Source organism: Limosilactobacillus portuensis, assembly GCF_028607025.1.
GTDB classification, from domain to species: Bacteria; Bacillota; Bacilli; order Lactobacillales; family Lactobacillaceae; genus Limosilactobacillus; species Limosilactobacillus portuensis.
In genome coordinates, this window is the sequence record NZ_CP117296.1 from 1,674,050 (window position 1) to 1,693,218 (window position 19,169).

At 40.7% G+C, this 19,169-nt stretch carries 17 protein-coding genes and 1 rRNA gene; 9 read left to right on the forward strand and 9 right to left on the reverse strand.

Annotated elements, in window-relative coordinates:
* Positions 1 to 97 precede the first annotated feature (97 nt).
* Positions 98 to 1,672, reverse strand: a 16S ribosomal RNA gene (locus PRK60_RS08540).
* Positions 1,673 to 2,323: 651 nt separating this feature from the next.
* Between PRK60_RS08540 and PRK60_RS08545 the strand changes: the two genes are divergently transcribed.
* Positions 2,324 to 3,112 (forward strand): metallophosphoesterase, encoded by a 789-nt coding sequence (locus PRK60_RS08545; protein ID WP_316243098.1) that lies wholly within the window; start codon positions 2,324 to 2,326, stop codon positions 3,110 to 3,112.
* Between the two features lie 74 nt (positions 3,113 to 3,186).
* On the opposite strand, the gene PRK60_RS08550 is transcribed toward PRK60_RS08545, so the two are convergent.
* The 4 genes from PRK60_RS08550 to PRK60_RS08565 all read right to left on the reverse strand — a co-directional run bounded on the left by PRK60_RS08550 (position 3,187) and on the right by PRK60_RS08565 (position 7,227).
* The gene (locus PRK60_RS08550; protein WP_102169567.1) at positions 3,187 to 3,396 is read right to left on the reverse strand and encodes a hypothetical protein; all 210 of its coding nucleotides are present in this window, start codon (positions 3,394 to 3,396) and stop codon (positions 3,187 to 3,189) included.
* A gap of 122 nt (positions 3,397 to 3,518) precedes the next feature.
* The gene (locus PRK60_RS08555) at positions 3,519 to 5,006 is read right to left on the reverse strand and encodes a multicopper oxidase family protein (RefSeq protein WP_273645981.1); all 1,488 of its coding nucleotides are present in this window, start codon (positions 5,004 to 5,006) and stop codon (positions 3,519 to 3,521) included.
* Positions 5,007 to 5,132: 126 nt separating this feature from the next.
* A complete protein-coding gene (locus PRK60_RS08560; protein ID WP_273645982.1) occupies positions 5,133 to 6,176 on the reverse strand; it encodes a hypothetical protein in 1,044 nt (347 codons plus the stop codon).
* Between the two features lie 82 nt (positions 6,177 to 6,258).
* Positions 6,259 to 7,227 carry a DUF3114 domain-containing protein gene (locus PRK60_RS08565; protein WP_273645983.1) on the reverse strand — a complete coding sequence of 323 codons (969 nt, stop codon included), beginning with the start codon at positions 7,225 to 7,227 and terminating at the stop codon, positions 6,259 to 6,261.
* A gap of 215 nt (positions 7,228 to 7,442) precedes the next feature.
* Between PRK60_RS08565 and PRK60_RS08570 the strand changes: the two genes are divergently transcribed.
* On the forward strand, positions 7,443 to 7,718 hold the full coding sequence (locus PRK60_RS08570) for a hypothetical protein (RefSeq protein ID WP_102169571.1): 276 nt from the start codon (positions 7,443 to 7,445) through the stop codon (positions 7,716 to 7,718).
* 84 nt (positions 7,719 to 7,802) lie between these two features.
* On the opposite strand, the gene PRK60_RS08575 is transcribed toward PRK60_RS08570, so the two are convergent.
* Both PRK60_RS08575 and PRK60_RS08580 read right to left on the reverse strand, forming a co-directional pair.
* Positions 7,803 to 8,747 (reverse strand): IS3 family transposase, encoded by a 945-nt coding sequence (locus PRK60_RS08575; RefSeq protein ID WP_144356498.1) that lies wholly within the window; start codon positions 8,745 to 8,747, stop codon positions 7,803 to 7,805.
* Positions 8,699 to 9,232, reverse strand: a complete 534-nt coding sequence (locus PRK60_RS08580) for a helix-turn-helix domain-containing protein (protein ID WP_102169382.1) — start codon at positions 9,230 to 9,232, stop codon at positions 8,699 to 8,701. The genes PRK60_RS08575 and PRK60_RS08580 overlap by 49 nt, the downstream gene beginning before the upstream one ends.
* Before the next feature lie 159 nt (positions 9,233 to 9,391).
* On the opposite strand from PRK60_RS08580, the gene gndA reads away from it, so the two are divergent.
* From gndA to PRK60_RS08595, 3 genes are all read left to right on the forward strand, one after another.
* The gene (gene gndA, locus PRK60_RS08585) at positions 9,392 to 10,828 is read left to right on the forward strand and encodes an NADP-dependent phosphogluconate dehydrogenase (protein WP_273645984.1); all 1,437 of its coding nucleotides are present in this window, start codon (positions 9,392 to 9,394) and stop codon (positions 10,826 to 10,828) included.
* Between the two features lie 309 nt (positions 10,829 to 11,137).
* The gene (locus PRK60_RS08590) at positions 11,138 to 13,105 is read left to right on the forward strand and encodes a sugar MFS transporter (RefSeq protein WP_102167901.1); all 1,968 of its coding nucleotides are present in this window, start codon (positions 11,138 to 11,140) and stop codon (positions 13,103 to 13,105) included.
* An 86-nt stretch (positions 13,106 to 13,191) separates the two neighbouring features.
* Positions 13,192 to 13,341, forward strand: a complete 150-nt coding sequence (locus PRK60_RS08595; protein ID WP_178695993.1) for a hypothetical protein — start codon at positions 13,192 to 13,194, stop codon at positions 13,339 to 13,341.
* Between the two features lie 242 nt (positions 13,342 to 13,583).
* Here the strand turns inward: PRK60_RS08595 and PRK60_RS08600 are convergent, their stop codons facing one another.
* On the reverse strand, positions 13,584 to 14,051 hold the full coding sequence (locus PRK60_RS08600; protein ID WP_102167902.1) for a universal stress protein: 468 nt from the start codon (positions 14,049 to 14,051) through the stop codon (positions 13,584 to 13,586).
* Positions 14,052 to 14,285: 234 nt separating this feature from the next.
* Between PRK60_RS08600 and PRK60_RS08605 the strand changes: the two genes are divergently transcribed.
* On the forward strand, positions 14,286 to 14,735 hold the full coding sequence (locus PRK60_RS08605) for an Lrp/AsnC family transcriptional regulator (RefSeq protein ID WP_003716441.1): 450 nt from the start codon (positions 14,286 to 14,288) through the stop codon (positions 14,733 to 14,735).
* 12 nt (positions 14,736 to 14,747) lie between these two features.
* Positions 14,748 to 15,239 carry a GNAT family N-acetyltransferase gene (locus tag PRK60_RS08610; RefSeq protein WP_273645985.1) on the forward strand — a complete coding sequence of 164 codons (492 nt, stop codon included), beginning with the start codon at positions 14,748 to 14,750 and terminating at the stop codon, positions 15,237 to 15,239.
* 101 nt (positions 15,240 to 15,340) lie between these two features.
* Here PRK60_RS08610 and PRK60_RS08615 read toward each other — a convergent pair whose 3' ends face one another.
* Positions 15,341 to 16,621: a dicarboxylate/amino acid:cation symporter gene (locus PRK60_RS08615; RefSeq protein WP_102167904.1), complete on the reverse strand. Its 1,281-nt coding sequence runs from the start codon at positions 16,619 to 16,621 to the stop codon at positions 15,341 to 15,343.
* Positions 16,622 to 16,836: 215 nt separating this feature from the next.
* Between PRK60_RS08615 and PRK60_RS08620 the strand changes: the two genes are divergently transcribed.
* Complete coding sequence (locus PRK60_RS08620; protein ID WP_102167905.1) at positions 16,837 to 17,505, forward strand: YczE/YyaS/YitT family protein; 669 nt, start codon at positions 16,837 to 16,839, stop codon at positions 17,503 to 17,505.
* Positions 17,506 to 17,521: 16 nt separating this feature from the next.
* Positions 17,522 to 19,096: an amidohydrolase gene (locus tag PRK60_RS08625; protein ID WP_102167906.1), complete on the forward strand. Its 1,575-nt coding sequence runs from the start codon at positions 17,522 to 17,524 to the stop codon at positions 19,094 to 19,096.
* The last annotated feature ends 73 nt before the right edge of the window (positions 19,097 to 19,169 follow it).

Here is a 19,169-nt window from a genome sequence, read left to right on the forward strand (position 1 = left end):
TTGATATTATTTAGTTTTCAAAGTGCAAGCTTGAGAGTAAACCTCTCAAAACTAAACAAAGTTTCCACAATGTGTAGGTTTCCGTTTTATTCCTTAGAAAGGAGGTGATCCAGCCGCAGGTTCTCCTACGGCTACCTTGTTACGACTTCACCCCAGTCATCTGCCCTGCCTTAGGCGGTTCCCTCCAAATGGTTAGGCCACCGACTTTGGGCATTGCAAACTTCCATGGTGTGACGGGCGGTGTGTACAAGGCCCGGGAACGTATTCACCGCGGCATGCTGATCCGCGATTACTAGCGATTCCGACTTCGTGTAGGCGAGTTGCAGCCTACAGTCCGAACTGAGAACGGCTTTAAGAGATTAGCTTACTCTCGCGAGTTCGCAACTCGTTGTACCGTCCATTGTAGCACGTGTGTAGCCCAGGTCATAAGGGGCATGATGATCTGACGTCGTCCCCACCTTCCTCCGGTTTGTCACCGGCAGTCTCACTAGAGTGCCCAACTAAATGCTGGCAACTAGTAACAAGGGTTGCGCTCGTTGCGGGACTTAACCCAACATCTCACGACACGAGCTGACGACGACCATGCACCACCTGTCATTGCGTCCCCGAAGGGAACGCCTAATCTCTTAGGTTAGCGCAAGATGTCAAGACCTGGTAAGGTTCTTCGCGTAGCTTCGAATTAAACCACATGCTCCACCGCTTGTGCGGGCCCCCGTCAATTCCTTTGAGTTTCAACCTTGCGGTCGTACTCCCCAGGCGGAGTGCTTAATGCGTTAGCTCCGGCACTGAAGGGCGGAAACCCTCCAACACCTAGCACTCATCGTTTACGGCATGGACTACCAGGGTATCTAATCCTGTTCGCTACCCATGCTTTCGAGCCTCAGCGTCAGTTGCAGACCAGACAGCCGCCTTCGCCACTGGTGTTCTTCCATATATCTACGCATTCCACCGCTACACATGGAGTTCCACTGTCCTCTTCTGCACTCAAGTCGCCCGGTTTCCGATGCACTTCTTCGGTTAAGCCGAAGGCTTTCACATCAGACCTAAGCAACCGCCTGCGCTCGCTTTACGCCCAATAAATCCGGATAACGCTTGCCACCTACGTATTACCGCGGCTGCTGGCACGTAGTTAGCCGTGACTTTCTGGTTGGATACCGTCACTGCGTGAACAGTTACTCTCACGCACGTTCTTCTCCAACAACAGAGCTTTACGAGCCGAAACCCTTCTTCACTCACGCGGTGTTGCTCCATCAGGCTTGCGCCCATTGTGGAAGATTCCCTACTGCTGCCTCCCGTAGGAGTATGGACCGTGTCTCAGTTCCATTGTGGCCGATCAGTCTCTCAACTCGGCTATGCATCATCGCCTTGGTAAGCCGTTACCTTACCAACTAGCTAATGCACCGCGGGCCCATCCTGAAGTGATAGCCGAAACCATCTTTGAAACGAAAACCATGTGGTTTTCGTTGTTATGCGGTATTAGCACCTGTTTCCAGATGTTATCCCCCGCTTCAGGGCAGGTTGCCCACGTGTTACTCACCCGTCCGCCGCTCACTGGGAATCCAACGTCAATTCAGTGCAAGCACGTCATATCAGTTGGGCCAGTGCGCTCGACTTGCATGTATTAGGCACACCGCCGGCGTTCATCCTGAGCCAGGATCAAACTCTCATATAAAATATAAGAACTTGAATAGCTCTAATTCAAATTAATTAAGCGAATTGACTTCGCAAATGTTTTGCTTCAAATCATTATGATTGAAGACCCTACACATTTGATTCGTCGAAACTTTGTTCAGTTTTCAAAGGTCTACCTTAGTCAGCAACAAGTGCTGACTAACAAATCTATTATATCAGATGTCTTTTAGGATGTCAACAGTTAATTTTGATATTTTTCAAATTAGCTCATCAACTATTCTCAACAGACAACTTTTATAATATATCATCTTTCATCAAGCTGGTCAACAACAAATTTGATTAATTTATCTCAACCAGTAATATCATTATACTTACTTCCAACTAACTTGTCAATATAATATGATACTTTTTTCATATTATATTCTTTAAACACAAGAGTAATAATAAGTAACACAATTAAATTGGTATACCCAATTTAAATTTGCTGATTTCAAAAGACAACAGTTAAATACTATATAGGTTTCCTACTCATTTTGCAAGGGCAAATTAAAAATAATCATAAAAAATTGACGTTCTAATTTTATTCTGCAATGATAACAGTCAAAATCACTCTCTAACATTACGAAAGAAGACGATAGAAATTAAAATTGCAATTAGCAGTGATAACCACCTAGATGTCAATAAGGTAAATATCAACGATGCGTTAGAATTTCAAGCACACTGGCTTAACGCAAACCACCTCGACTATTACCTATATGCTGGAGATATTTTCAATGATTTTTCCAAAACAAGATCCTATTTTGAGCATTTACAGCAATTAACGGCAATCACTAGAATTGCCTATATTCTTGGTAACCATGACATGTTAAATAATCTCAGTTTTAACGAAGCAGAACATCCTCATTTTCCATCCTATATTCATAATCAATTTATTGATCTTCCAAATAGTAACTGGAGAGTAATCGGGAATAACGGCTGGTACGATTATTCCTTTTCGGCTTATCACGATCAATTAAAAAAGGTTCAGGCATGGAAGAATGTTTACTGGCTCGATAGTTCTATTGATCAGCCAATCTCAGATCAAGAAAGAATGGCCACAGTTATTACACAGGTCAAGCATCAATTAAATTTAGCAAGGGAAAATAATAAATCTGTTATTTTCCTTACCCACTTTGCTCCTCGTCACGAACTGCTTGCACCTAAGCCTAAAGAGGTTAATACTCCCCGAAGAGAATACTTTTATCAAATGGTTAACGCCATGATGGGGAGTGATCGTCTCGGCAACCTCCTAGAAGATTCAAATGTTGTCCGCTACGTTTTTTACGGTCACCTTCACGGAATCCATCCCCCGCTTACCCACCATGGAGTAACATACCTAAATCAGTCAGTCGGGGTTAACAATAAACGAATCAATGAATGGCAAAAGGGTAATTTCTATGATCAATGGACGACTACGCTCCGCATAATTAACCTACCCTAATACTTAAAACGCCAATTTCAGATCTTTTACCTGAAATTGGCGTTTAATTAATACTGTTATTTTGTGAATTGGAATCAGACATTAATAGTCTTTCCATATTCATCGTTGATTGTGTCGACAACATCCTTAACAGTCATGTCATCTTGAACAATAGTTTCACCATCACGAAGGGTGTATTTAACATCTTCATTCAGATTGTTAAAATCAACATCATTACCCTTTGCATCAACAAAATCGAACTTACTTGCTTGGAAGTTCTTAAGAGCATCTTGATCAATATTCATGATTAATGCTTCCTTTCACTTCCTATTGTAGTCTTCTTTTTTAAAAGTGAACGATCTTTTTCCACTTTTTTCTACATTTCTTCACCCATCTTTTTATACGAATCCATTCCGCCGAGCCATAGTTAATCCATTGAAACGTGTCGCTCCTCAGCAAAGGCCTTCATCAACGTCATATGATTCATTAAGTGGTACTTCTTATCAGGGTTTGCCGGATCAATTACCTGAAGTTGGGCCATCATTCCACCATCTTCATGTTCAATAATGTGGCAGTGATACATAAAAACTCCAGAAACATGGAACCAAACTTTAATAACCACATGTTCACCAGGATTAATGGCAACCGTATCCTTCAATCCTAACTCATTTGGATATGGGGCATGACCATTCCGCGAAACAACTTTGAATGCTGTCCCGTGCATGTGATAAGGGTGAATCATCCCTGGTGCTGGATTAGTGTTACAAATATCCCATAGTTGAACCTTGCCCATTGGCATCTTATAGTCAATCCGGTCCATCTTAAACTTCTTGCCGTTCATCGCAACGGCTTCGTCCATCCCATCAAGGGTAACATGGTGAACAGGAAGATCCTTATCAACAGCTGGATCTGGTGTTTCAAATAACGTTTCGGGAAGTACAGTGGTATCCGGCTGAAATTCATGAATCCGAAAACGTAATAGCGGAACATCATCAGAGTAAAGCGTTACGACATCTCCTGGCTTATATTTGCCAAAATCAACGATAATTTCTTGCCGTTCCGCACAGATAATCAGGAGTTTCGTCATTTTTACTGGGTGAGGAAGCAAGCTTAAATCACCAGCAATTTGCGTAAATTCAAGATCATCACTAAAATGCAAACGGAATTCCCGCCGGTTGGCTCCATTCAAAAACCGTAACCGAACTTTCTGTGTTGTAACGTCAAAGTACGGATTAATTGTTCCATTAATCATTGGCGTTGGCCCGGCAACACCATCTGGATCATAGTCTTCACGGTAATTCCATTGATTATCCTCATGGAAACGCCGGTCTTGTAAAATAACTGGAATATCATCAACCCCATAGTTCCGCGGCAATGGAAGGCTGCTTTCGTGGTCATCTTGAACAATTGCTCCAGCAGCAAGCCCATGCCAGACTTGCTCGGCAGTTGATGGACACGGGTGCGCATGGAGCCAAACAAAGGCGGCAGGCTGGTCGATCTTAAAAGTAACGTCACGACTCTCACCTGGGTACACTGGTGCATGACATCCCCCATCCTCAATTGGCCCCGGAATTGCTAACCCATGCCAGTGAAAAGTGGTAACTTCTGGTAAGTGATTAACTAAATGAAGGTGAATTGTCTTCCCCTTCTTAAATACCACCGTTTTTCCTAAAAGCGGTGCGTTATAGCCCCACGTCTTAGTCTTTTCTCCCGGCATCAACTGGACTTCACCCATTTGGGCAACGATTGTGTAGTACATATCAGTCGCTGTTTCCTTATCAGGTTTCAAAATTTCCGGAATATTTAACGGCTTTTCTGGCGTCTGCGGTTCTTCAAGTGGAACGTAACCACCGTCATGGTAGTCATATGCCGCTTCATCATAAAAATAATGATTGATCACTTTTGGTTCACTCATCGATAATCCCTCCAATGACTTTATTCAGTCTCATTATAGTTCTCCCGGTCAAACTTGACTATTTTAATTTCAATAATAAAAAAACAATCTCAGGAATTGGGCCATCCCAAAGATTGTTTCTACTAATTAATCATCGTCTTCCATGTAGTGAAGATCATCAAATTTCTTGTCTGCTTGTTGCTTAGCCAGTTGTGGATTCTGATAGTAAACGCCTGACGTCCAGTATCCAGCTCCTTCAGCAACCACGAGAACTTTGACTTGCTTACCATTAACGGTTTCGGTATGAATTGCATACGAGGAACCATCCCCAGCGGTTTGGCACCAACCACGAACATTAAGAAAGTGCAAGCCGTGAACATCCACAAACCGAGCACTTGACCAGTATCGGGTTGCGTTTTGGACACTAGTACTAGGAGTATCCCCAGCAAGGAAGTTTGGATCCTGCTTGTAAAGGTGGTATTGTTGACCATCTTCACCCAGGATTGCGTTCTTGCTAAAAGTAATCTTACTGTTTGAATCATAATCTGAGCTGTACCAAGTTCCTTGCATTTCTGCTGGAACGGTAACTGCTTCTTGACGACCATATTGATGCCCCGTAGATTCCGAACTGCTAGTTGAGCTTGATTGACTGCCGGATTGTTTATCAATTACTTGGGCATTCTTTGCTAAATCACCTACTAGCTTTGCTTGACCCTGGCGGTTAACGTAGGAAGCCATGTCTTGCTTACTAATTGTTGCTAGTTTGTGACTAAGTTTCCCTGCTTTAACATTCTGGTAAATATTAACAGTGTTGTCCTTATTGATGGTGTAAACTAACCCGGTTGATTTGCCACCAGCGGTTACATCATAAGCAACTCCTTGATCATTATCGCTTAACTTATATTTACTGGTTGGGTATAGGTTGACTTGAAGGCCCTGCTTTTGAGCTTTCTTTGCCATAGTTGCCCAATCATCACCATACTTGTTCCCGGCATAAGTCGCAATCAGGCTCACCGCTTGTTGTGGTGAAAGGTTATCAGTGCTGACCTTTTCGTTACTCTTTGCTACTAACAAACTGCTACTGTTGGAAGAAGAGGAATCCTTAACCTGACTTGCCTGTTGACTACCACAACCTGCTAACAGCAATGCCAGCCCAGCAATCATCAGCTTACTAACACTTTGCGTTTTCATTGGTTACCCTCCAATTAAGATTTAATATTAGTATACAACGCTTCTTTTGATAAATCATAATTGGTTGGCAGATAACTGTTTCCTAAACCACAGCGTACTGCTGATACTGGATCGTTGAACTTAGATAATAATTGATTCCCCAATTAGGCATGTTCGATTGTGCTAAGTGTTCAATGAACGACGAATAAACTTCCGCTCGCCGTGAAAACGGTACTTGCTGCCAAGCTTTCGCATCCTTGACTCCCCCTGCCTTAATCAGATCCGCGAAACTGCCGCCCTGACGATATCCCCTTGGTGATCGATAAATTTTCTTGGCCCGTTGGCGGAGGAGACTATCTTTAGGCTGTTGAACATCAAGATAATAATGAGTTTTTCGGAGATGCGGATAAACAAAATAGTTACCATGGGGAATCCCATAGTTAAATGATTCAGTATTGGCAATTGATTCTAATTTTGCAATTGAGTAATGTGCGGGATTGCTATCAACTTTACCGTCTGTAGTTACCTTATATGAATTCCACTCACTAATAAACTCGCCCCGATCGATATTAATAATAAATTCAATCATTCGCGCAGGATTATTACGAAGCCGCCAAGAATTACGCATTAGTTGAACTTTCATATTACGAGGATAAAAAACATCATTTTGCGTTCGATTATGATAATTACTAACAGTCTCGTAATCTAATCGTATTTTTTGTCTGTGAGCAAAGTTTAATAACCGTTGAAAGTCATTTTGACCAGAATATTGACGAATATAGTTTAAATAAAACAAGTCAAGATAACTGCGAAAAAGGTGGATTTTTCTTCCGAGTTCATCTTCTTTCAATCCACGAGAAGTTGAGTAAGCATCGATTACTAATTGGCGAAATTTAACAAAAAACGGTGATCGTGGAGAAATCTCTAGTTTTAAATAGCTGGGATCTATTTGGAGAAAGTCATTTTGATCGACTGAAGCAGCAAACTCATCATTAAGTATCATCCTTAATCGTTGCTTAGGTGAAGCATCCAGATCTAAGATTCTCATTAGCTGGTTTAGCTTTTCATTCATCAGTTCCACCGTCCTTTCTTAAAATAGTAGTTTAAATTTAGCATTAAAATAAGAAGATTATGTAACCAATTCATTTAAATAATTAATAATATTAAGTATTTCTGATTAGCTAACCGGTTTCCACTTCTTAAATTTCTTCTCAGTAATTGACACTTTTATATTGGCTATTACTATTAAAAGATATAAAGTATAATTAACTACAGGAGGGGATTAGAATGTCACTAATGCAAAACACTTCAGAAATTAGTAAGACTGAACAACAAGTTTACTTAATTACCTTAATTCGTAAGAGTCCCGATCTACCAATGTACATTGATAATATGATTTACGAATCAGCCCAATCAGGACAAAAATTCATGACCAAGCTAGTGGCTGCTTTCTCACGTGCCGGCTACCGTGACAGTAAAGTCGATGATGATCATTATGAATTAACTAACGGTCTTGATAAGATTTCATTATCAGGAAAATTAGAAGATGTATTTAAAGATTAAATTTTAATATTAAAGAAAAATAAAGAATCCAACTTTCAGTAAAACCACTGAAGTGCAACAAAAAAGTTAGACAAAATTGATTATTTAAGCTACCAAGGTATGATTTCGGTATTCAACCGGAGTCATACCTTTTGTTTTTAAGGAGATACGTTGGTAATTAAAGTAATGAATGTATTGAGCTGAGAGTGATTTTAATTCAGCTAAGTCTTTACATGGTGGGAAACCATCTAATAACTCTGTCTTAAACAGGTGAAAGAAACTCTCCATTGGTGCGTTATCATGACAATTTCCCTTACGGGACATACTTTGAATAAAGTGATTATCAGCTAACTTTTGGGTATAGTACCCCAGTTGATAGTGCCACCCCTGATCAGAATGAATAATTGGTTGAGCATTATCAGGCAGCTTTGTACATAGCTCGTTGAGAGTAGCGGTAATCAACTGTCGATCAGGATGTTGACTCAATTGGAAGGCTAAAACTTCCTTACTGGCTTCATCGATAATTGAGGAAATATAAGCCCAACTGTGATTAGCTAAGCGAACTTGAGAAACATCTGTGTGGAGGACTTGATAAGGAATGGTGGCCTGAAATTGTTGTTTTAGTAGATTATCCGCAACTGTGCCCACATTACCTTCATAAGATGAGTATTTACCACTACGGTGGCGATTATACAGTGCCACTTGAACATCTAATTTCGCCATCAACTTGTTCACCGTCATGTCCGCCAAATGAATGCCCATTGCCCGCAGTTTTTGGTTCACGCGACGATAACCGTAGGTCCATCGTCCGCGGACTTGCCCTTCTTTAGCCACGCTAAGAATCACTTGCTTAACACTCGCATATTTATCATGATGGTTAGCGATGCGCTTGCGCTCATCATGGTAAGTAGCCTTAGGAAGGTTGATTTTATGGAGAATGTCACCAATCTTATAGCGATATTTCTTCGGTAGCGATGCTTGATCTGCCCTGATCTGATCAACTATTTGCGTTTTCTCTTTGCCTTGGAGGGTCCGAACAGGGCCAACGATTTTTTTAAGATGTCACGTTCCAATTTTGTGTCATAGAGTTCTTGGCTTTTCTTGGCAAGTTCTTCTTTTAAACGTTCCACTTCAGTCTTATTAGTAAGACGACGAAGTCGTTTCTTAGTATGTTTCACCTTTGACGGCCTACCTTTCGGGTGAGGTTTCAAGGCTTCAATACCATCTCGCTTGAACTGTGACCGCCAAAGTGAAATTTGGCACGCTTGCACGTCAAATCGAGCCGCTACTTTAACCATCGATTCCTCATGAGTTTGGTAGTAGTCTATCACACTCAACTTAAAATCTGCGGTAAGGGTTCGTGGATGACGACGCCGTTTCAAGGCGTCTATCCCACTTAAGCGATATCTTTGAATCCATTTCCTGATCAGTCGGCTACTGATACTGTATTTGCGCCCCAAGGCTCGAGAACTTTGTGGAGTAGTCAGATATTCGTGGACAATTTTAGCTTTAAAGTCAGGTTTGTATTTAGTCATAAAAAGTGCCTCACAATCGTTAGAACTTTTGTCTAACAATTATGAGGCACTTCAAAAATAATTTTCTTCTTGGCCTTTTTTGTTTTTACTTTCATAGTCGTTTGCTGTATAATAATTATTGTGAAAATAAACACAAGATTAGCTAAGGAGTGTAAGAATATGTCAGATCAAAAAGCACAAATTGGTGTTGTTGGTTTAGCTGTTATGGGTAAGAACCTCGCCTTAAACATTGAAAGTCGCGGTTTTACTGTTGGCGTTTATAATCGTCACCGTAACCGAACTGATGAAATGATCCGTGATCACGGTGATAAAAAATTAGTGCCAAGTTACACAATTGAAGACTTTGTTAACTCACTAGAAAAGCCTCGTCGGATCCTGATGATGGTTAAGGCTGGTAAGGCTACTGATGCTGTTATCGATGAATTATTACCATTACTTGATAAGGGTGATGTTTTAATTGATGGTGGTAACACTAACTTCCATGACACAATGGCGCGGAATGCTAAGTTAGATAAGTCCGGAATCAACTTCATTGGTATGGGTGTATCTGGTGGTGAATTAGGTGCCCTCTATGGTCCATCATTAATGCCTGGTGGTCAAAAAGAAGCTTATGACTTGGTAGAACCAATTCTTACTAAGATCGCTGCTAAAGCTGAAGAAGACGGCAAGCCATGTGTTGCTTACATTGGTCCTAACGGTGCCGGTCACTACGTTAAGATGGTTCACAACGGAATCGAATACGGTGACGAAGAACTGATCGATGAAAGTTACAATATCATGCGGAACGTCTTAAAGATGCCAGTTGACGATATTGCTAAAACCTTTGCTGAATGGAACAAAGGTGAACTTTCCAGCTATCTTGTTGATATTACTGCTGACATTCTTACCCGAAAAGATGACCTTGGCGATGATAAGAGTAAGCCAATTGTTGATATGATTCTTGACCGTGGTGCTAATAAAGGAACTGGTAAGTGGAGTTCTGAAACTGCCCTTGACGGTGGTGCACCACAATCTGTTATTACCGAAGCCGTTTATGCTCGTTACATCTCAATGATGAAGAAGGAACGGGTTCAAGCAAGTAAGGAATTACCTGTTGATACTGAAGCCATTTCAATTGACAACAAGGAAGAACTTGTTGAAAAGATTCGTCAAGCTCTCTACTTCGGTAAGGTAATGAGTTACGCTCAAGGATTCGAACAAATGCGGATCGATTCTGAACGTTACGATTGGAACCTCCAATACGGTGAATTAGCCCAAATTTGGCGTGCTGGTTGCATTATTCGGGCCCAATTCTTACAAAATATTACCGATGCCTTCACAAAGAACCCTGATTTGAAGAATCTCTTATTTGATGACTACTTCAAAGACATTGCCAAGAAGTACCAAAAGGCTATTCGGGACGTTGTTTCACTTGCCGTAAAGGCTGGTGTACCAGTTCCATCATTAAGTGCTGCTATTAGTTACTACGACTCATTCCGTGCTGAAGTCCTTCCCGCAAACTTACTACAAGCACAACGGGATTACTTTGGTGCTCATACCTACGAACGGACAGATCGTCCTGGTAACTACCACTACAGCTGGTACGAAGAACAATAATTTAATCGAAGTTCCATTAAATTAAGGACTTATGATGAAATCATCATAAGTCCTTTTTGTTCATCATTAAATAAATATTTACTAATTGCTCACTCTTCCTAGTCATTTTATTATCACTAAGTCATTGTTGCCTGTTATATTTCGCCTATTAGCACTATACCAATTGAACATTTTTTACCTAATGAGCAAATTATTTAGCAAATTTTTTCGTAAAAATTTACTAAAAGAATATTGACATCTTTTATGAAAGCGCTTAACATAATGGCTGTAAGTTATTATAAATGTTGATGCAGAAAAGGGGAGTCTACAATGAACAATAGTTCTAAGAGTCAAGAACATGTTGGTCGTGCCCGTTTCGCCTACTCAATGGGTGCATTTGGACACGATGCCTTCTATGCCTTACTCTCTACTTACTTTATTATGTATGTTACTGGACACTTATTCCATTCCGGTAACAAAGCGTTCAACGATCACATGATTCTATGGATTACCACAATTATTGCGGTTCTCCGGATTATCGAATTGTTAATTGATCCAATGATCGGGAATGCGATTGATCGGACCCATACTCGTTGGGGTAAATTCAAGCCTTGGGTTGTTGGTGGTGGAATTATTTCTGCTGTTATCTTAGCAGCACTTTTCACCCCACTAGGTGGCTTAAACGTTTCTAGCCCTTATCTTTACTTAATTATTTTCGCCATCTTATACATCATTATGGATATCTTCTATTCATTCAACGATGTTGGTTTCTGGTCAATGCTTCCAGCCTTATCATTCAATTCACATGAACGTGATAAGATTGCTACCTTTGCCCGGGTTGGTTCAACTGTTGGTGGTCAGATTGTTGGTTTTGTTATTATGCCAATGGTCCTATTCTTCTCTGCTAACCAAAATGGCGGTACCGGTGATGACCGTGGTTGGTTTATCTTTGCTGCAATTATCGCTGCCATCGCTGCCATTACTGCTGTTGGTGTTGGTTTAGGAACCCACGAACAACAATCATTACTTCGTGAAAACAAGGAACAGACTAAACTTAAGGATGTTTTCAAGGTTCTTGTTAAGAACGATCAACTATTCTCCATTGCAATGTCCTACTTGTTCTACACAACCGGGATTACGCTTGTTAACAGTATGGAACTTTACTACTTCACATATATTCTCGGTAATGCCAAGGCCTTCTCAATCCTTGGTGGTTTGAACACGGTTGTCGGTGTTATCTCAGTTCTTACTTTCCCAATGTTTACTAATAAGATTAGTCGGCGGAAGTTATTCTATGGTTCCATCAGTATGTTAGCACTAGGATTACTAATCTTTGCCTTTGCTGGTCATTCTTTAGTAATGGTTCTAATTGGTGCTGAATTATTCTTTATTCCACAACCACTTGTCTTCTTAGTCGTCTTAATGACAATTACTGATTCAGTTGAATATGGTCAATTAAAGTTAGGACACCGTGATGAATCATTAACTCTTTCAGTTCGGCCTTTGCTTGATAAATTCGCTGGTGCCGTTTCTGGTTGGATCATCGGACCTACTGCAATTGCCGCCGGAATGACTGCTGGAGCTACTGCATCATCACTTTCTGCATCAGGTGTAACAACATTTAAGCTTGTTATGTTCCTTGCACCAGCAATCATGCTTGCCATTTCCGTTATTATCTTTGCCACTAAGGTTAAGTTGGACGAAAAGATGCACGCTAAGATTGTTGCTGAACTTGAACAAACTTGGGGCAAAGAGCTTAACAAGAGCGATGATGAAGGAACAATCATTGCTGATGAAGATGAATCAGTATCAACTTCTAAGCCTGGTGTAACGGAAATTCCTGCTCCGGTTGCTGGTACTGTCGTTGACCTGAAGAATGTTAGCGACCCTGCCTTTGCTAACGGAAGCATGGGCCAAGGATTTGCCATCAAGCCATCTGATGGTAAGGTTTACGCACCATTCAGCGGTACTGTTCGTGCAACCTTCTCAACCCGCCACGCCGTTGGTTTAGTTTCTGATAATGGCATTGCGTTGTTAATCCACGTTGGTATTGATACCGTTAAATTACACGGTACTGGATTTGTTACCTACTTCCACAAGGGACAACACGTTGCTAAGGGTGACGAATTAATGGAATTCTGGGACCCAACTATTAAGAAAGCCGGTCTTGACGATACCGTTATCGTTACCGTTACTAACAGTGAAGAATTTAACTTCAAGCAATTGATTTCTGCTAACCAAGAAGTTACAACCACTGATAACGTTATGGAAGTTACAAAGAAGGATCAAGAAAAGTAAATCTAATCCTTTATAATTCAAAAAGAGTAGCGAGAAAATTCTCGCTACTCTTTTTTAGTTCTATAATCAAGAACGGAGGTGCTAATATGACTAAAGATAAAATCATTGCCTGGTTTTTCGTTATTCTGTGGGCAATTGTCCTCATTTTAACGTTTATGAATAAGATGATGCCTGCAATGGATCTAATGGCAATTGGGATGTTTCTGGATGCAATCGTCTGTTTAATTAGGTCCTGAATGTAAAAAGAGTACGAAGTCAAAATTGTAATTCAGTGAATTACGGGTTTGACTCCGTACTCTTTATTTATTGGGTTATGTGTTCTTGGCAACATAGTCAAGATCTGGTACTTCTACTGCAACCAAGTCAAAATATGTTCGTCGTGACCGCAACTTCCGCCTAGCTATCCCGTCCTTGATTGTAAACAATCATCGTCCGGGATTTTCTAGTGCTCAGTTGCTAATTCGTCACGACTCACACTCTATTTTACCTGATCCACCGCCGTACGAACGACAAGAACATCAACGGGAGCATTCCGCTTAACGTAGGATGTAACAGAACCCATAATAGCCCGTTGCATCCGTGACAAACCGCTGGCACCCATCATAATCATATCGTTGTGGTGATCCCGAACAAAATCAAACGCGATAATTGTCTTTGGGTTTCCTAAACGAATGTGGATATCAATATTATCAAAGTTTTCCTTATCCTTAACACCCTTCAAAACGTCATCAAGGTATTGCTTAGACTTATCAACCAGTTGGTAAGCAATACTGCCATCAGACATTCCAGCAAAATTATAAGCCATTGCACGGGTATCAATAACGTTTAACACGTCAATATGTGCCTTACCATTACGCTTAGCAACCGCTACTGCACGTCCCAACGCTAATTCAGATTCCTTTGAGCCATCCATTGGGACTAAGATGTTTTCATATTCTTGATCCATAATCGAACCCTCCGTTCAACCTCTTACATTTATTAACTACTATTGTACCATTAATTAATCCGTGCTTGTAACTATGCAATTATTATTTATCACTTTTATCAATTATTCTCTACTGATTAAGCATTTGACTTGCTTCATGCAATCAATTACAATCAACGGTAAATAATATTAAGATCTAATTAGGGATGTTTAATTAATTCTAATTTTGCATCTAATTGAAATGAGGTAATTAACGTGGACAAAATCGATCGAAAAATTGTCAATATTTTACAAACAAACGCCCGAGCGTCCCTAAAGGATCTCTCAAAAGAATGTTTCATCTCTTCCCCTGCAATTGCGGCAAGAATTAGCAAGTTGGAACGTTCCGGTATTATCAAGGGCTATCAAGCAGATATTAACCTCGAAAAAATTAACTTCCATGTTAAAGCTTTTATTCAAGTTCAACTTGAACCTCGGCAAAAGAAAGAATTTTATCCTTATATTCAGAATATTCCAAACGTCATTGAATGTAACTGTGTCACCGGTGACTTTTCCGAAGTAATGGAAGTAGTTTTCCCGTCAACGACTGATCTTGATGACTTCATTAATGATATTCAACAACGTTTTGGCAAGACAAGTACCCAAATTGTCTTTAGTACCAGCGTTGATCACCGCGGCGTTCAACTGAGCGATCCCCAGGAATAGGAGCGATTACTAATGCTTCGTTTTCGTCGAGCAACTCCAAATGACCTGCCAAGAATCGTTACAATTTATAATAGTGCAGTTCCAAGCCATGACATCACTGACGATGAAATGCCTATCACTATCGATAGCCGCCAAGAATGGCTTAACCATTTCAATGATCGTTTCCCAATCTGGGTAGTAATCAGTAATTCAATAATCATTGGTTGGTGCTCACTTGGTCAGTTCTACCCACACCAGGCTTATCAATTTTCTGCTGAAATCTCAATTTATTTAGCTCCTGATACCCAAGGACGTGGTTACGGAAAACAAATTTTAAAGTTCATTGATCAGCAGATTACCGATAACCTTGATATTAAAACCGTGATTGCTTACGTTTACGAAAACAACCTTCCCAGTCAAAAACTTTTTCAAAGGTGTGGCTATCAGCAATGTGGCGTCTTGCCACAGATTTCAATCATTGATGGCAAATTCAGAATACTCAAAATTTTCGTTAAACACTTCTAAAAGAAGCCTAAGATTTGTCCAAAGTGAAAAATTCATTTTGAACTAATCTTAGGCTTCTTTAATCAGAACTGAGATCCGCTTGCCAGAAGCTTGCTCACACTCTAATTTTTACCGTAAGTATCCAGGTAGTGATTATATTCGTCACGGTTAAATTCTTTTTCGGATTCACCGATGACCAAAGTTGCAATGGAATTACCAACAACGTTTACGGCCGTTCGTCCCATATCAACAAACCGGTCAATTCCAGCGATAAAGGTTAATCCTGCAATCGGCACACCAATTGTCGAAACACTCGCCAGAAGAACAACAAAGGATGCTCCTGGCACACCGGCCATCCCCTTACTGGTAATCATCAGGACAACCAATAAAGTAAACTGATGGGCAAAGGTTAAGTGAATCCCATATGCCTGAGCAAGGAATAATGCTGCTAACGACTGGTAGATTGCTGAGCCATCAAGATTAAAAGTATACCCAGTTGGAATAACAAAGGAAACAATTCCCTTGCTGACACCCATCTTTTGCGTCTTCTCCATTAGACGTGGCAACGTAACTTCAGAACTCGCTGTTGTAAAGGCTAAGATAATTTCATCAAGAATAACGTGCATTGTCTTCCAGTAACGCAAGTGGAATAAGTGGGCCGTAATCCCCAAAATTACCACAACAAAGATGATCATCGTCATATAAGCAATAACAATAAACAACCCTAATGGCAGTAACGCACTAATTCCCATCTCGGCAATCGTCATTCCAATCAGACCAAAGACCCCAATTGGCGCGAACTTCATTACCCAGTTAGTGACCTTGAACATTACTTCGGCAACCGCATTCAGCACATCAATAAGAATTTTGGCTTTCTCACCGACTGCGGCAATCCCTAAACCAAAGAGAACTGAGAATAGGATTACTGGCATCATATCCCCATCAGACATTGATTTAAAAATGTTTGTTGGAATAATTGAAAGGATCAATTCCCAGAAGCCGCTATTATGCGAAGCAGTTTTAGCGCTCGACATGTACTGTGAAATATCAGTAGCATGAAGCTTATGAATATCAATAAACGTTCCCGGGTGGGTAATGTTACCGATTACTAGCCCAAGAATAATGGCGATTGTTGTTAAAACTTCAAAGTAGATTAAGGTTTTCCCACCTATCCGTCCTAATTTCTTAATATCACCAATGTTCGCAATCCCAACTGTTAAACAAGAAACAACAATTGGCATAACGATCATTTGGATCAAACGAATAAAAATAGTTCCTAGGCTCTGCATGACCTTAATCGCACCAGTATTATGATAAAAGATCATCCCACAGATAATCCCTAATACTAGCCCAATCATAATTTGCCACCCCATGCTTAGGCGTGAAATTCGGTATTTTTTCACCTTAAATCAGACTCCTTAAAAAATGTCTTGTTCTACTTTAGCATATTTTTAAGGGTTTTTCTTAGTAAAATTTAAATTTCATTTCTCAAAAGCCGAACAGTTATTTTATATCAACAATTATTTATTCACTTATTCATTGTTTGGAAGCGGTTTATTTTTCGCGTAAATAGAAGTAGGATATTACTATAGTCTATTTCAAAGGAGGAAATTGACAATTGACCAAACAATGGGCAAATAGTCTCACTGGTCGCTGGTGCTTTTTAGCATTTTCCATTTTGCTAAATGCCTGTTCCAACGGTCTTACCGTTTCTACAAACATGGGAAGTGCAATCTGGACTGCCTCTGCTGCTAATCTTAGTAACTGGCTCCACTGGTCACTAGGAAATATGCTGTTAATTGAAGGAGTTATTGTTGCAATCACTAATTTGCTTCTGTTAAGAAAATTTGACTACTTTCGGTTAATCCGGAATCTTCTTTACATCATCCCTTTTAGTTATATTCTCCAGGGATTTGCTGACTTCTTCAATTATATTGGCGTTCCTGATCTCAATATTTGGTTTCGTGTCATTCTTGATATTATTGGGTTATTTGGTATTGCTGCCGCTGTTTCACTTTACCAGCGAGCTAACCTGATTATGCATCCGAATGATGACTTCCCATACATTTTACGATTTCGTTTTATGCATGGTTCCGCTGTTTGGTCACAATGGACAAGTTATATTCCGCCAATTATTTTAATCATCATCTCAGTAATTGAGACCCACCAGTTAGTTGCCGTTAACTTTGGGACGGTTTACAACATTCTTACCCAAGGTTACCTAATTGGTTGGTCTGATCATCATTTCTTTAGCAAATTGCACCACCACCTAAATTACAAGTACTAAGAGAGGTAATTTTACTATGAAGAAAACCTACATTAACGGTCATATTTTTGTTGGCGATTCAGAAGATCACTTTGCCAATGGCATGATTGTTGAAAACGGCCGAATTAAATGGATCGGCAATGATCCAGTCCCAGAAGGAGAAACAATTGATCTCCAAGGGCAAACCGTTCTTCCGGGATTGATCGACTGCCACACGCATCCAAAATACATTGCCGATGCATTACATGGTGTCGCTTGTACTCCGCCAAACGTTAACAGTATTAAGGAAATGCAAGAAGCATTACGTAAATCTCCCGCCTATGGTAAGGGTGAAGAGGTCTGGATCGAAGGATGGGGATTTGACGAAACCAAATTAGCCGAACACCGGAGTCCTAACCGGGACGATCTTGATGCCGTCTCAACCACTCAACCGATTTTTATTTACCGTTCAGACTGTCATTCTTCTGTTGGTAATTCTAAGGCCCTTGAACTCGCTGGAATTGATGAAAATACGCCTGACCCAGTTGGCGGAAAGATCGAACGGTTCGCTGACGGCCGACCAACCGGCTTCATGCGGGAAGTTGCTGCATCTCAGCTTTTAATTCGCGCTAAGTCTGCTCAAAGTTATGAGGGCGACGTCCAGAACATGGTTAAGAGTTCCGAACACTACCTTGCTAATGGGCTCGTTGCAATTGGTGAAATGATGGGGCGGATGAAGCCATATACCTCTCTTAAGCTCTACCAGGACGCGGTTAAGGGTGGTTTTGCCCCTAAGGCATCAATTTACTATGTCTTTGATGAAATTGATCCTGAAAAGGGACTTCAACCAAGTGGTGACGCTAAACTCCGTGTTGCCGGAATTAAAGTTTTCATGGATGGAAGTATTTCTGGTGAGACAGCATTTAATGCCGATCCATACCCATCAGGCAAAATGGGAGTCAGCCTTACATCGAAGGAAAAGTTAACTCGTGCCGTTAATATGGCGCGTGAAAACAAGTTGCAGTTAGCTGTTCACGCGATGGGCGATCAGGCTATCCAAACCGTTATCGATGTTACTAAGGATCTCGATCCATGGCTTGATGAAATGCCATCAGTACGGATTGAGCACGCATCCCTAATGAGTGATGAAATGTTCGCTGAAATTGCTCACAGTAAAATGAAGTATGCCTTAGTAACTCAACCGATCTTCTTCTTTGCTGAAGATGAGTCATATCGTCATTATTTGAATGCTGAGCAATTCAAGCTAGCATATCGGGTAAAGACAATGTTAAATTCCAAGGCAATGCTTGGGTTAAGTTCAGACGCACCATGTACCCCATGGGCTGAACCTGACAGTCCCTTCTACAGTATTTATGCCGCTGTCACCAGGAAGGCAGCTAATGGTGACATTGTAAATGCCGATGAAGCAATCACTGTTCCTCAAGCAGTTCTTGGCTATACTCGTGATGGTGCTAAAATTGGCGGCTTTGACGATAACGGTACATTGGAAGCAGGTAAGGCAGCTGATTTTGTCATCCTCAACAAGGATATTTTCACTGTTCCCCATGACGAACTGCAAACTGTTCGGGTTAAAGAGACCTGGATGGCTGGGAAAAAAGTTTTTGAAGAATAATCATTTGAATTTGAAAAAGGTGAAGTGCCTCATAATTGTTAGACAAAAGTTCTAACGATTGTGAGGCACTTTT